The organism is Klebsiella sp. C349492 (genome assembly GCF_042055345.1).
Taxonomy (GTDB): Bacteria; Pseudomonadota; Gammaproteobacteria; order Enterobacterales; family Enterobacteriaceae; genus Klebsiella; species Klebsiella scottii.
Genome location: NZ_JANQCE010000001.1, coordinates 263,552 through 276,424 on the forward strand (window position 1 = coordinate 263,552; position 12,873 = coordinate 276,424).

14 protein-coding genes are annotated in these 12,873 nt (G+C 57.6%); 10 read left to right on the plus strand and 4 right to left on the minus strand.

Features of this window, described 5'->3' with window-relative positions; translation table 11 throughout:
- The first annotated feature begins 5 nt into the window (after window positions 1-5).
- Complete coding sequence (locus tag NWP14_RS01255) at window positions 6-1,100, plus strand: sn-glycerol-3-phosphate ABC transporter ATP-binding protein UgpC (RefSeq protein WP_331834405.1); 1,095 nt, start codon at window positions 6-8, stop codon at window positions 1,098-1,100.
- Between the two features lie 7 nt (window positions 1,101-1,107).
- Window positions 1,108-2,250 carry an alginate lyase family protein gene (locus NWP14_RS01260; protein WP_375215085.1) on the plus strand — a complete coding sequence of 381 codons (1,143 nt, stop codon included), beginning with the start codon at window positions 1,108-1,110 and terminating at the stop codon, window positions 2,248-2,250.
- 62 nt (window positions 2,251-2,312) lie between these two features.
- Here NWP14_RS01260 and NWP14_RS01265 read toward each other — a convergent pair whose 3' ends face one another.
- Window positions 2,313-2,657, minus strand: coding sequence for a RidA family protein (locus NWP14_RS01265; RefSeq protein WP_133598450.1), 345 nt, complete (start codon window positions 2,655-2,657; stop codon window positions 2,313-2,315).
- Window positions 2,658-2,851: 194 nt separating this feature from the next.
- Here NWP14_RS01265 and NWP14_RS01270 point away from each other — a divergent pair, with 194 nt between their 5' ends.
- The 5 genes from NWP14_RS01270 to rnd all read left to right on the plus strand — a co-directional run bounded on the left by NWP14_RS01270 (window position 2,852) and on the right by rnd (window position 9,262).
- Window positions 2,852-4,762 (plus strand): ATP-dependent DNA helicase, encoded by a 1,911-nt coding sequence (locus tag NWP14_RS01270; protein WP_375214605.1) that lies wholly within the window; start codon window positions 2,852-2,854, stop codon window positions 4,760-4,762.
- Window positions 4,763-4,829: 67 nt separating this feature from the next.
- On the plus strand, window positions 4,830-5,525 hold the full coding sequence (gene tsaB, locus NWP14_RS01275) for a tRNA (adenosine(37)-N6)-threonylcarbamoyltransferase complex dimerization subunit type 1 TsaB (protein WP_346431201.1): 696 nt from the start codon (window positions 4,830-4,832) through the stop codon (window positions 5,523-5,525).
- 38 nt (window positions 5,526-5,563) lie between these two features.
- Entirely contained in the window at window positions 5,564-6,160 is a 597-nt protein-coding gene (locus NWP14_RS01280; RefSeq protein ID WP_375214606.1) for a Slp family lipoprotein, read from the plus strand.
- 219 nt (window positions 6,161-6,379) lie between these two features.
- The gene (gene fadD / locus NWP14_RS01285; protein ID WP_331834404.1) at window positions 6,380-8,065 is read left to right on the plus strand and encodes a long-chain-fatty-acid--CoA ligase FadD; all 1,686 of its coding nucleotides are present in this window, start codon (window positions 6,380-6,382) and stop codon (window positions 8,063-8,065) included.
- An 81-nt stretch (window positions 8,066-8,146) separates the two neighbouring features.
- Complete coding sequence (gene rnd / locus NWP14_RS01290) at window positions 8,147-9,262, plus strand: ribonuclease D (protein ID WP_189339888.1); 1,116 nt, start codon at window positions 8,147-8,149, stop codon at window positions 9,260-9,262.
- An 83-nt stretch (window positions 9,263-9,345) separates the two neighbouring features.
- Here the strand turns inward: rnd and minE are convergent, their stop codons facing one another.
- From minE to minC, 3 genes are read right to left on the minus strand one after another with little or no spacing between them, the layout of a single operon-like run.
- Window positions 9,346-9,615, minus strand: a complete 270-nt coding sequence (minE, locus tag NWP14_RS01295) for a cell division topological specificity factor MinE (RefSeq protein ID WP_002910902.1) — start codon at window positions 9,613-9,615, stop codon at window positions 9,346-9,348.
- A 3-nt stretch (window positions 9,616-9,618) separates the two neighbouring features.
- Window positions 9,619-10,431 carry a septum site-determining protein MinD gene (minD, locus tag NWP14_RS01300; protein WP_041146180.1) on the minus strand — a complete coding sequence of 271 codons (813 nt, stop codon included), beginning with the start codon at window positions 10,429-10,431 and terminating at the stop codon, window positions 9,619-9,621.
- 23 nt (window positions 10,432-10,454) lie between these two features.
- Window positions 10,455-11,153: a septum site-determining protein MinC gene (gene minC / locus NWP14_RS01305; RefSeq protein WP_095101777.1), complete on the minus strand. Its 699-nt coding sequence runs from the start codon at window positions 11,151-11,153 to the stop codon at window positions 10,455-10,457.
- A 126-nt stretch (window positions 11,154-11,279) separates the two neighbouring features.
- Between minC and NWP14_RS01310 the strand changes: the two genes are divergently transcribed.
- The 3 genes from NWP14_RS01310 (at window position 11,280) to NWP14_RS01320 (ending at window position 12,850) form a co-directional block, all read left to right on the plus strand.
- Window positions 11,280-11,558, plus strand: coding sequence for a YcgL domain-containing protein (locus NWP14_RS01310; protein ID WP_095101779.1), 279 nt, complete (start codon window positions 11,280-11,282; stop codon window positions 11,556-11,558).
- 92 nt (window positions 11,559-11,650) lie between these two features.
- Complete coding sequence (locus tag NWP14_RS01315; protein WP_375214607.1) at window positions 11,651-12,310, plus strand: fumarylacetoacetate hydrolase family protein; 660 nt, start codon at window positions 11,651-11,653, stop codon at window positions 12,308-12,310.
- Window positions 12,311-12,403: 93 nt separating this feature from the next.
- Window positions 12,404-12,850: a YcgN family cysteine cluster protein gene (locus NWP14_RS01320; RefSeq protein WP_076947366.1), complete on the plus strand. Its 447-nt coding sequence runs from the start codon at window positions 12,404-12,406 to the stop codon at window positions 12,848-12,850.
- The last annotated feature ends 23 nt before the right edge of the window (window positions 12,851-12,873 follow it).

Below are 12,873 nucleotides of genomic sequence, written 5' to 3' on the forward strand. Positions count from 1 at the left end.
TACCTATGGGATCTGTTGTATTGAATAGCGTGCGGAAGTCTTATGGTGATGCGCACGTCATTAAAGACGTGTCGCTGACTATCCCGGACGGTGAGTTCTGCGTCCTTGTCGGGCCAAGCGGCTGCGGCAAATCGACGCTGCTGCGCATGATTGCCGGGCTGGAAGAGATATCCGCTGGTGAAGTGCATATTAATGAACGCAACGTCACCGAGGTGGAACCGAAGCGGCGTGATATCGCGATGGTGTTTCAGAGCTACGCGCTGTATCCGCAGATGACGGTGCGCGAAAACATGGGCTTTGCGCTGAAAATGTCGCGGTTGCCGAAGGCGGAAATCAACCAGAAGGTTAACGATGCGGCGGCGCTGTTGGGGCTGGAACCGCTGCTTGAGCGTTTGCCAAAAGATCTCTCCGGCGGTCAACGTCAACGTGTGGCGATGGGACGCGCCATTGTACGTAAGCCGCAGGTATTCTTGTTTGATGAACCGTTATCAAACCTCGATGCCAAGCTGCGTACCCAGGTGCGCGGTGAAATCCGCGAGCTGCATCGTCGGTTGAAAACCACCTCGGTATACGTGACGCACGACCAGATTGAAGCCATGACCATGGGGCAAATGATTGTCGTGCTGCGCGACGGGCGAATCGAGCAGGCGGGCACCCCGCTGGCGCTGTACGACCAGCCGGCGAACCTGTTTGTCGCCGGTTTTATCGGCTCACCGGAAATCAACCAGCTGCAGGGCGAAGTGGTGCTTAACGGCAACATCACCGCTCTGCGTCTGAAGGACGGTTCGCTGCTGGCGCTGCCTGCGGGATCGCGGGTGCAAAACGGGCAGCAGGTGGTCTACGCTATTCGCCCGGAGCAGGTCAACGTGGTGCACGAAGCTCGCGACGACGCGCTGGCGGCAAAGGTCACGGCGGTGGAGAATACCGGCTCGGATATGCAGCTGTTCTGCGATACTGGCGGCGGGGCATTCACTTCGGTGTTCAAACAGCGTCTGGCGGTCAAGGAGGGCGATAATATCTGGCTGCAGCCGAAGCTTTCTGGCGTGCATCTGTTTGATGCGCAAAGCGGCCTGCGCATCGCCTGTGCGGAGGATGAATAAGGTGGCGATGAAGCTGTACACCCTTGATGAAAGCTGTCTTGAGAATGCCCGCGCGGGACTAAAGCAGCCATTTTCTCCACTCCAGCAGGCGCTCGGGAAACTGGTGACGGAAGCGGACTTGCTGCGCCGCGAGCCGCCGGAAAGTGTGGTGCATAAAAAACTGCGTCCGGCGAGCGGCGACGCCCATGATTACTACAGTCTTGGTACCTACTGGTGGCCTAATCCGCGGCGGCCCAACGGGCTGCCCTATATTCGCCGCGACGGGCATATCAATCCGCAGTGCGAAAATAACGACACCGACACCACGCGCATTATCCGTATGTGCGAACGTTGCCTGACGCTGGGGCTGGCATGGTATTTCACCGGCCAGCGACAGTACGCGCAGGCCGCCGCGCTGCAGATCCGCTGCTGGTTTCTTGATGCGGATACGCGGATGAACCCGCATCTGAACTACGGTCAGGCGATCCCGGGGATTGTCTCCGGCCGCGGTACCGGGCTTATCGACACGCGCCTGCTGTGGATGGTGGTTGACACCATCGGACTGATTAATGCGGCAAGCGTGCTGGATACGGATGATATCATCGGCCTGCACCAGTGGTTCCGCGACTTCAACCATTGGATGTATTACAGCGAAATAGGCCATTCTGAGTATGTCTGGCACAACAACCACGGCACCTGGTATGACGCCCAGCGTGCGGTGAACGCGCTGTTCTATGGAGATAAAGGCCTGGTGGCGCGGATAATTGAGCAGGGCATTACCCAACGGATGGCGGCGCAAATCGACCAGGACGGCAAGCAGACGATGGAACTGGAGCGCACCATTCCGTTTCACTATTCGCTGTTTAACCTGGAAGCGCATCTGCTGCTTAACCGCTACGCTGAACACGTTGAGTTTGATCGCTGGAATACGGTCCGCGACGGGCGAGGGGTGAAGCAGGGGATTGATTATCTGGTGCCGTTTATCCGTGAGCCGGACCTGTGGCCGTATAGCGACTTGCAGGGAATTGTCTGGGATAGCGCGCTAAGAGTGTTATTGCAGTCGGCGCGGGGATATCCACAGCAGCTGGCAACCTATCGCGAAGCCCTGAAGTGCTTGCCTCAGGAGACGTTACCGTTAAAAGAGCAGTTGATGTGGTGCCCGGCCAGATAGGACAGGCACCTTTCCGGGCGAGGCGCTTGCGCCGACCCCGGAAAGGCTCAGCGTAAAAGTGCTTACGCCGCGGCGATAATTTTAATTTCGACTTTGTATTCTGCTTTCATCAGCGCTGCCTGAACGGTGCAGCGAACCGGCGCGTGACCGGCAACAACCCAGGCGTCCCAGGCTCTGTTCATCGCGGCAAAATCGCTTTTGTCCGCAAGGAAAATGGTGGCGTCGAGAATACGCGATTTGTTGCTACCCTGTTTCTCAAGCACCGCGTCAATCTGCGCCAGAGTATTGGCGGTTTGCTCTTCAGCGCCCGCGTCGAGATTTGCCGGCACGCCGGTGTAATAAAGCGTCTGGTTGTGGATCACTACATCAGACCAGCGGGCTTCGGCATCGATACGCGTAATAGTCATTTCAGTTTCCTCTCTATCCAATGAATTTCAGGCAGCTCTGCCGGCGGAACCGGCGCGGAAAGCTCCCGAAAGACGACGGGTATATCCATTTGACGGGGGCAAGACTGCCATAATGTTCCGCCCGCGTCACTACCCGGGCTGGTGAAAAGACCTCCTCCCTGACATAATCACTGTCCAAATAACCAGGGGGCATTGTGATCGACGATTTTGCAGCAGACGGCCAGTTGGCCAACGCGATTCCGGGATTCAAACCACGCGAGCCGCAGCGCCAGATGGCGGTGGCGGTGACGCAGGCTATTGAGGAAACGCGGCCTCTGGTGGTCGAAGCAGGGACCGGAACCGGTAAAACCTACGCCTACCTGGCGCCCGCGCTGCGGGCAAACAAAAAGGTGATTATCTCCACCGGCTCGAAGGCGCTGCAGGATCAGCTCTACAGCCGCGACCTGCCAACCGTGGCCAAGGCGCTTAAATTTAAAGGTAAACTGGCGCTGCTGAAAGGGCGGTCGAACTACCTGTGCCTGGAGCGTCTTGAGCAACAGGCGCTGGCCGGGGGCGATCTGCCGGTGCAAATTTTGAGCGATGTCATCCTGCTGCGATCGTGGTCCAACCAAACCATCGACGGCGATGTCAGCACCTGCGTCAGCGTGGCGGAGGACTCCCAGGCCTGGCCGCTGGTCACCAGCACCAATGACAACTGCCTGGGCAGCGATTGCCCGCTGTATAAAGACTGCTTCGTGGTCAAAGCGCGTAAAAAGGCGATGGACGCCGATGTGGTGGTGGTCAACCATCACCTGTTCCTTGCCGATATGGTGGTTAAAGAGAGCGGCTTCGCTGAGCTCATTCCCGAAGCGGAGGTGATGATCTTCGATGAAGCGCATCAGCTGCCGGATATCGCCAGCCAGTATTTTGGCCAGTCGCTCTCCAGCCGCCAGCTGCAGGACCTGGCGAAAGACATCACCATCGCCTACCGCACCGAACTGAAAGATACCCAGCAGCTGCAAAAATGCGCCGATCGCCTGGCCCAGAGCGCGCAGGATTTTCGCCTGCAGCTCGGGGACCCCGGCTATCGCGGCAACCTGCGCGACCTGCTGGCCGAGAGCCATATCCAGCGCGCGCTGCTGCTGCTCGATGACGCGCTGGAGCTCTGCTACGACGTGGCGAAGCTCTCCCTTGGGCGCTCCGCGCTGCTGGATGCCGCCTTTGAGCGGGCGACGGTTTACCGCGCGCGGCTGAAGCGGCTGAAAGAGATTAACCAGCCGGGCTTCAGCTACTGGTACGAATGTACCTCGCGCCACTTTACGCTGGCCTTGACCCCGCTGACCGTCGCCGAAAAGTTTAAAGAAGTGATGGCGCAAAAGCCCGGCAGCTGGATTTTCACCTCGGCAACGCTGTCGGTAAATGACGATCTGCGCCACTTTACCTCTCGCCTCGGTATTGAAGAGGCCGAGTCGCTGCTGCTGCCCAGCCCGTTTGATTATGCGCACCAGACGCTGCTCTGCGTGCCGCGCAATCTTCCGCTGCCGAATCAGCCCGGCGCGGCGCGTCATCTGGCCGCGATGCTTAAGCCGCTAATTGAGGCTAACGACGGGCGCTGCTTTATGCTGTGCACCTCCCACGCCATGATGCGCGATCTGGCGGAGCAGTTCCGCGCGACCATGACGCTGCCGGTTCTCCTGCAGGGGGAGACCAGCAAAGGACAGCTGTTGCAGCAGTTCGTCAGCGCCGGTAACGCGCTGCTGGTGGCGACCAGCAGCTTCTGGGAAGGGGTTGACGTGCGCGGCGATGCGCTCTCTTTGGTGATTATCGACAAGCTTCCCTTCACCTCTCCCGACGATCCGCTGCTGAAAGCGCGAATGGAAGACTGCCGGCTGCGCGGCGGCGACCCGTTCGACGAGGTTCAGCTGCCGGATGCGGTGATCACCCTCAAGCAGGGCGTGGGGCGCCTGATCCGCGATATTGACGACCGTGGAGTGCTGGTCATTTGCGATAACCGTCTGGTGATGCGCCCCTACGGCTCGGTATTCCTTGCCAGCCTGCCCCCCGCGCCGCGAACCCGCGATATCCGCCGGGCGGTGCGCTTCCTCGCCGTGCCGCCGGGGCGGTGATCTGGCGTAAAATGTGATAAACTGCGCGCCATTTTGTCAATCTGCTATAGCGAGAGCGCGACAACTCATGCGAATTTTGGCTATCGATACCGCCACGGAGGCCTGCTCCGCGGCGCTGTGGAATGATGGCACCCTTTGTGCTCATTTCGAAATCTGCCCCCGCGAACATACGCAACGTATTCTGCCTCTGGTGCAGGATGTCCTCAATGAAAGCAACGTCTTACTGACCGAACTGGATGCGCTGGCGTTCGGCCGCGGGCCGGGTAGCTTTACCGGCGTGCGCATCGGCATCGGCATTGCGCAAGGCCTGGCGCTCGGCGCCGAACTGCCGATGATCGGCGTTTCTACGCTGGCCACTATGGCGCAGGGCGCATGGCGTAAAACCGGCGCCACCCGCGTGCTGGCCGCCATTGATGCCCGCATGGGGGAGGTTTACTGGGCGGAATATCAGCGCGACGAGCAGGGCGTCTGGCACGGCGAAGAGACCGAAGCGGTCCTCAAGCCGGAGGCCGTCAGCGAACGTCTGCAGCAGCTCGAGGGGACCTGGGCAACCGTTGGTACCGGCTGGCCGGCGTGGCCCGATCTGGCGAAGGACTCCTCGCTGACCTTAACCGACGGCGAAATTGCGCTGCCGGCAGCGGAAGATATGCTGCCGCTGGCCTGTCACCTGCTTTCCGTCGGTAAAACCGTTGCCGTAGAGAACGCCGAGCCGGTTTATTTGCGTAACGAAGTGGCCTGGAAGAAACTTCCTGGCCGAGGATGAATCTCAGTAAGCATAAGACTGAGAGAAGGAGTCGCATCATGGCGGGTCAAACTAAAGTAGTACGTTGGCTGTTGGCGGGCGCCGTTGCCGCCGCGTTAAGTGGCTGCGTTTCGGTACCGGATGCCATCAAGGGCTCTACCCCGACGCCGCAGCAGGATTTAGTGCGGGTCATGGCCGCACCGCAGCTGTACGTTGGTCAGGAAGCTCGCTTTGGCGGCAAAGTGGTCAACATTATGAATCAGCAGGGCAAAACCCGCTTAGAAATCGCCACGGTGCCGCTGGACAGCGCCGCCCGGCCCGAGCTGGGCGAGCCTTCGCGCGGGCGTATTTTCGCCGACGTTAACGGCTTCCTCGACCCGGTGGACTTCCGCGGTCAGCTGGTAACGGTGGTTGGCCCGATTGCCGGCGTTATCGACGGCAAGGTCGGCGGCACGCCGTATAAGTTTATGCAGATGAACGTCATCGGCTATAAGCGCTGGAACGTTGTGCAGCAGGTGGTTATGCCGCCGCAGCCGATTGATCCGTGGATGTTCGGCCCGCGTCGCTGGGGCTACGGCCCATCCCCGTGGGGCTACGGCGGCTGGGGCTGGTATAATCCAGGCCCTGCGGAAGTCAGAAATGTGGTAACCGAATGATTTTGCGGTTTTTCTAAGCTATTCGTAAGCTAAAAGAAACAGCGGCCAGTCCGCTGTTTCTTTGTTTCTGGTCTGATAAGAAAAATAAATAGTGACGCGCTTCGCAACCTGCAAAACGCCTAATTAATAAACTGGTACGCTGAGTTAATATAATGTTAACAGAATGTTTGTTGATCAGGGGGTGTGATGACGACGAATAACTATTTCAGAGGTGATGCAGTGAAAAAGGTTTGGCTAAACCGTTATCCCGCCGATGTTCCTGCGGAGATAAATCCTGACCGCTATCAATCCCTGGTTGAATTGTTTGAACAAGCCGCCGCGCGCTATGCCGACCAGCCGGCGTTTATCAACATGGGCGAGGTGATGACCTACCGTAAGCTGGAGGAGCGCAGCCGCGCTTTTGCCGCTTACCTTCAGCAGGGGCTGGGGCTGAAAAAGGGCGACCGCGTGGCGCTGATGATGCCCAACCTGCTGCAGTATCCCATTGCGCTGTTCGGGGTCCTCCGCGCCGGGATGATCGTGGTTAACGTCAACCCGCTATATACGCCGCGCGAGCTTGAGCATCAGCTGAACGACAGCGGCGCCGCGGCAATCGTGATCGTCTCAAACTTTGCGCATACCCTGGAGAAGGTGGTCGATAAAACTCAGGTCAGGCACGTGATTCTGACGCGAATGGGCGATCAGCTGTCGACGGCGAAAGGCACCCTGGTTAACTTCGTCGTCAAGTACATCAAGCGGCTGGTGCCAAAATACGATCTGCCTGACGCCATCTCGTTTCGCAGCGCGCTGCAGCACGGCTACCGGATGCAGTACGTCAAGCCGGAGATCGTCTGTGAAGATCTGGCGTTCCTGCAGTACACCGGCGGTACGACCGGCGTAGCGAAAGGGGCCATGCTGACCCATCGCAATATGCTGGCCAACCTTGAACAGGTCAACGCCACCTACGGGCCGCTGCTGCACCGGGGCAAAGAGCTGGTGGTGACGGCTTTACCGCTGTACCACATTTTTGCGCTGACCATGAACTGCCTGCTGTTTATCGAGCTTGGCGGGCAGAACCTGCTGATTACCAACCCGCGTGACATTCCGGGGCTGGTGAAGGAGCTGGCTAAATATCCGTTCACCGCGATGACCGGGGTCAATACCCTGTTTAACGCCTTGCTGAATAACAAAGAGTTTCAGCAGCTCGATTTCTCCACGCTGCACCTCTCTGCCGGCGGCGGGATGCCGGTCCAGCAGGTTGTGGCCGAACGCTGGGTGAAGCTCACCGGACAGTATCTGCTGGAGGGCTACGGCCTGACCGAGTGCGCGCCGCTGGTCAGCGTTAACCCGCACGATATTGACTACCACAGCGGAAGCATCGGGCTGCCGGTCCCGTCGACGGAAGCGAAGCTGGTGGACGATGACGATAACGAAGTCGCGCCGGGCCAACCGGGCGAGCTGTGCGTGAAAGGCCCGCAGGTGATGCTGGGGTACTGGCAGCGCCCGGACGCCACCGCGGAAATCATCAAAGACGGCTGGCTGCACACCGGCGATATCGCGGTGATGGACGACGATGGCTTCCTGCGGATTGTCGATCGTAAAAAAGATATGATTCTGGTCTCCGGATTTAACGTCTACCCCAATGAAATTGAAGACGTGGTGATGCAGCATTCCGGGGTTCAGGAAGTGGCGGCGGTCGGCGTACCGTCCGGCAGCAGCGGTGAAGCGGTGAAGATTTTTGTCGTCAAGAAAGATGCGACGCTGACTGAAGAGGCGCTGATCGCCTTCTGCCGCCGCCAGCTGACGGGCTATAAGGTTCCCAAGCTGGTTGAGTTTCGTGATGAGCTGCCAAAATCGAATGTCGGGAAAATTTTACGGCGAGAACTTCGTGACGAAGCTCGCGCTAAAGTAGACAATAAAGCCTGAGCTAAGAGTGAATCGCCAGACGCCGGCTAAGCCGGCGTTTTTTATGGGCGCCAGTTAAGAGAGCATGATTTGAACTATCAGATGATTACCACCAACGATGGTCTTCGCACCGTCTGTGAAGCGGCAAGCGCGGCAGCTGCGGTTGCGCTGGATACGGAATTTGTCCGCACCCGTACCTATTATCCGCAGCTGGGACTGCTGCAGCTGTTTGATGGCGAGCAAGTTTCGCTCATCGACCCGCTGGAAATCACCGATTGGGCGCCGATGCGTGAACTGCTGCTAAATCAAAACGTCACCAAATACCTGCACGCCGGCAGTGAAGATCTGGAAGTGTTCCTCAACACCTTTAGCCTGATGCCGCAGCCGCTGATTGACACCCAAATCCTGGCGGCGTTCTGCGGCCGCCCGATGTCATGGGGCTTTGCATCGATGGTTGAAGAGTATTCCGGCGTGGCGCTGGATAAGAGCGAATCGCGTACCGACTGGCTGGCCCGTCCGCTGACCGAACGCCAGTGCGACTATGCCGCGGCGGATGTCTGGTATCTGCTGCCCATCGCCAGCAGGCTGATGGCCGAAACGGAAGCCGCCGGCTGGCTGCCCGCCGCGCTGGACGAGTGCCGCCTGATGCAGCAGCGCCGCCAGGAAGTGCAGGACCCTGCGCAGGCGTGGCGCGATATCGGCAACGCCTGGCAGCTGCGCACCCGCCAGCTCGGCTGCCTGCAGCTGCTGGCAGAGTGGCGCCTGCGCAAAGCGCGGGATCGCGACATGGCGGTCAATTTTGTCGTGCGTGAAGAGCACCTGTGGAGCGTGGCGCGCTATATGCCCGGCAGCCTCGGAGAGCTCGATAGCCTCGGGCTATCCGGGAGTGAAATTCGCTTCCACGGTAAAACGCTGATAAGCCTGGTGGCGAAGGCGCAGGAGCTGCCGGAAGAGGCGTTGCCTGAACCGCTGCAAAACCTGGTCGATATGCCGGGATACCGCAAGGTGTTTAAAGAGATTAAAGCGCTGGTGCAGGAGGTGAGCACCGGGACCGGGCTGAGCGCCGAGCTGCTGGCGTCCAGACGGCAGATTAACCAGCTGCTGAACTGGCACTGGCAGTTGAAGAGCGGAAATGCTCTGCCGGAGCTGATTTCCGGCTGGCGTAGCGAACTGATGGCCGATCGCCTGCGGGCGCTGTTAAGCGAATATCCGCGCTAGGCCACGGCAAATAGCCCGGGGTGATCTCCGGGCTTATGCAACAAACTGGCCCGACAGCGCAAGGCTATCGGGAGGAGCCAGCGTCAGGATTTCGACTCTTCCGTTTCTGGTAAAGTCACGTTCAACTCCAGAATCGAAATATCACCGTCTCGCTGCTCCAGCTGCACGCTGACCATTTCCGGGTCGATCTGCACATACTTACAGATCACTTCCAGAATATCTTTTCGTAGCTGCGGCAGGTAATGCGGTTCAGCATCGCCGCGACGACGCTCCGCGACGATGATTTGCAGGCGCTCTTTCGCAATGTTGGCCGTGTTCTTTTTCCGCGAGAGAAAAAAGTCGAGTAATGCCATAATTTATCCTCCGAACAGGCGTTTGAGGAAACCTTTCTTCTCTTCTTCAATGAAGCGGAAAGGACGTTCTTCTCCGAGCAGACGTTCGACGGTATCGGCGTAGGCCTTACCTGCGTCCGACGCATCATCCAGAATAACCGGCTCACCCTGGTTCGACGCACGCAGCACGGACTGATCTTCCGGAATCACGCCTACCAGATTGATACGCAGAATTTCCAGAACGTCTTCCATGCTCAGCATGTCGCCTTTATTGACGCGACCTGGGTTGTAGCGGGTCAGCAGCAGATGCTCTTTGATCGGCTCTTCACCATTTTCCGCGCGGCGGGATTTGGACGCAAGAATACCGAGGATGCGGTCGGAGTCACGAACGGAGGAGACTTCCGGGTTAGTGGTGATGATGGCTTCGTCAGCGAAATACAGCGCCATCAGCGCACCGGTTTCGATGCCTGCAGGTGAATCGCAGACAACAAAATCGAAATTCATTTTTTTCAGTTCTTCAAGAACCTTGTCTACGCCTTCGCGGGTCAGCGCGTCTTTATCACGCGTCTGGGAAGCGGGGAGGATGTAGAGGTTTTCGGTGCGCTTATCTTTGATTAACGCCTGATTCAGCGTGGCGTCACCCTGAATAACGTTAACGAAGTCATAAACCACCCGGCGCTCGCAGCCCATGATCAGGTCAAGGTTACGCAGGCCAATGTCGAAGTCGATAACGACGGTCTTCTTTCCCTTCTGGGCCAAACCAGTAGCGATGGCCGCGCTGGAGGTGGTCTTGCCGACGCCCCCTTTACCCGAAGTCACAACAATAATGCGTGCCATAGAAATTCCTTGTTAAAAAGGGACTAACTCAACGGTTGAATAGTCAAAGCGTTATCGCCCAGACGCAGACGCGCCGCTTTGCCATAAAATTCGGCCGGGATATTATCACTCAGCCAGTATTCCCCAGCGATGGATACCAGCTCCGCCGTGAGGTGTGAACAAAATATTTGGGCTTCTCTGTCGCCGCCTGCGCCTGCGAGTGCGCGACCTCGCATCATGCCATATACATGGATATTGCCGTCGGCGATAAGTTCCGCTCCGGCACTCACATGATTTGTAACAATTAGATCACAGTTTGGTGCATAAATGCGCTGACCGGAACGTACCGGCAGGTCAATCAAACGCGTTTTTGTGATCTGATTAACAACTGGCGCAGCGACAACCGGTTCCGGCGGCGCCTGACGCGGCATTTTTTCTTTCCCTTCCGTCAGCAAAGGGATCCCCGTGCGGTCGATTTCCGTTTTCAGACGCGGGGCTTTGCAGCCGCTCACGCCGATAATGCGTAAACCGGTACCGGCGATCGCCTCCTGCATAGCGCGCCAGTCGACGACATTTTCGATGTTGCTAATATTCACAACGACCGGGGCGTGACGTAAAAAAGCGGGGGCCTGGGCGATTTTGTCTTCTAACGCCTGACGAATAACCTCGGGATTTGCGTCGTGCAAATGAACGACAGATAAGGTGAAGCTACTGCCCTTAAGTTCGATTGGCGTATTTGACATCCTGGCCTTACTCAATTTGCTGTTTATCACCCGCCGAAGTGCGGTGATATTCCGAAGACTAAAAGGCATGTTATAGTCACTCATATATTGAGGCAAGTGACCACGAGTCTAATTCCGGGTAAAACTATGTTTTGTGTGATCTATCGAAGTACTAAACGTGAGCAAACCTATTTATATGTCGAAAAAAAGGACGATTTCTCACGTGTGCCCCCTGAATTAATGAGCAGCTTCGGCGCGCCGAAAATGACCATGCTGCTGCCGCTCGACGGGCGTAAAAAACTGGTCGGCGCTGACCTGGAAAAAGTCAAACAGGCGTTGAGCGATCAGGGCTATTATCTACAGCTTCCTCCACCGCCTGAGAATTTACTCAAGAAACACCTGGCGGAACAGGGGAATAATCCTTAAATAATTCAGACTGCCGGAAGGAGAACGTCGTTCGCGCCGAGGCGGCCTGAAGTAAAAGGGTATCACTCTGATTCACCCACTAAGGGGAAATAATGTACCAACATCATAACTGGCAGGGAGCATTACTGGATTTTCCGGTAAGCAAGGTCGTTTGCGTGGGCAGCAATTATGCAAACCACATCAAGGAAATGGGCAGTGCGACGCCGGAAGAACCGGTGCTGTTTATTAAACCTGAGACGGCGTTATGCGATATCCGTCAGCCGTTGGTGCTTCCTGAGGGGCTGGGATCGTTGCATCACGAAGTGGAGCTGGCGGTGCTGATTGGCAGCACGCTGCGCCAGGCGACCGAAGAGCACGTGCTTAAAGCGATCGCGGGCTACGGCGTGGCGCTGGATCTGACCCTGCGCGACCTGCAGGGCAAAATGAAAAAAGCCGGCCAGCCGTGGGAGAAGGCCAAGGGATTCGACAACTCCTGCCCGATCTCCGGTTTTATCCCCGCAGCCGAGTTCCACGGTGACCCGCAGAACACGGCGCTGAGCCTGAAGGTGAACGGCGCTGCTCGCCAGCAGGGCACCACCGCCGATATGATCCATAAAATTGTGCCGCTGATTGCCTATATGTCGCGCTTCTTTACCCTGAAGGCCGGCGACGTGGTGCTTACCGGCACCCCGGAAGGCGTCGGCCCGCTGAATAGCGGCGACGAGCTGGAAGTCGGTTTTAACGGTTTAACCCTGTCCACTCGCGTACTGTAACGTCCTTTTGCCGCCTCCCGAGGCGGCAAAACTTGCATCGGCGTGCCAGACTGGTTATAAGGTGCACCCTGAATTGCAATGACGGACATCCCTATGAGCGAACAACTCTTCTGGCAACATAAAACGCTGGAGCAAATGGCCGACGCGGAGTGGGAATCACTGTGCGACGGCTGCGGACAGTGCTGCCTGCATAAGCTGATGGATGAGGATACTGACGAAATCTATTTTACTAACGTCGCCTGCCGTCAGTTAAATATTAAAACCTGCCAGTGTCGTAACTATGAGCGGCGCTTCGAGTATGAGCCGGACTGCATCAAGCTTACGCGAGACAACCTGCCGACCTTTGAGTGGCTGCCGCCAACCTGCGCCTATCGCCTGCTTGCTGAAGGTCAGCCGCTGCCGCACTGGCACCCGCTGCTAACCGGATCGAAGGCGGCGATGCACGGCGAGCGTATTTCCGTGCGCCATATTGCGGTGAAAGAGTCCACCGTCAACGACTGGCAGGACCATATTTTGAACAAGCCTGACTGGGCGCAGTGAAAGTATGATTCATAAGGAGTTTT

What these genes read in the sequence shown, in the direction of transcription:
- NWP14_RS01255 (WP_331834405.1), top strand. Translation starts at nt 6, where the DNA reads ATGGGATCTGTTGTATTGAATAGCGTGCGGAAGTCTTATGGTGATGCG.
- NWP14_RS01260 (WP_375215085.1), top strand. Translation starts at nt 1,108, where the DNA reads ATGAAGCTGTACACCCTTGATGAAAGCTGTCTTGAGAATGCCCGCGCG.
- NWP14_RS01265 (WP_133598450.1), bottom strand. Translation starts at nt 2,657, where the DNA reads ATGACTATTACGCGTATCGATGCCGAAGCCCGCTGGTCTGATGTAGTG.
- tsaB (WP_346431201.1), top strand. Translation starts at nt 4,830, where the DNA reads ATGCGAATTTTGGCTATCGATACCGCCACGGAGGCCTGCTCCGCGGCG.
- NWP14_RS01280 (WP_375214606.1), top strand. Translation starts at nt 5,564, where the DNA reads ATGGCGGGTCAAACTAAAGTAGTACGTTGGCTGTTGGCGGGCGCCGTT.
- rnd (WP_189339888.1), top strand. Translation starts at nt 8,147, where the DNA reads ATGATTACCACCAACGATGGTCTTCGCACCGTCTGTGAAGCGGCAAGC.
- minE (WP_002910902.1), bottom strand. Translation starts at nt 9,615, where the DNA reads ATGGCATTACTCGACTTTTTTCTCTCGCGGAAAAAGAACACGGCCAAC.
- minD (WP_041146180.1), bottom strand. Translation starts at nt 10,431, where the DNA reads ATGGCACGCATTATTGTTGTGACTTCGGGTAAAGGGGGCGTCGGCAAG.
- minC (WP_095101777.1), bottom strand. Translation starts at nt 11,153, where the DNA reads ATGTCAAATACGCCAATCGAACTTAAGGGCAGTAGCTTCACCTTATCT.
- NWP14_RS01310 (WP_095101779.1), top strand. Translation starts at nt 11,280, where the DNA reads ATGTTTTGTGTGATCTATCGAAGTACTAAACGTGAGCAAACCTATTTA.
- NWP14_RS01315 (WP_375214607.1), top strand. Translation starts at nt 11,651, where the DNA reads ATGTACCAACATCATAACTGGCAGGGAGCATTACTGGATTTTCCGGTA.
- NWP14_RS01320 (WP_076947366.1), top strand. Translation starts at nt 12,404, where the DNA reads ATGAGCGAACAACTCTTCTGGCAACATAAAACGCTGGAGCAAATGGCC.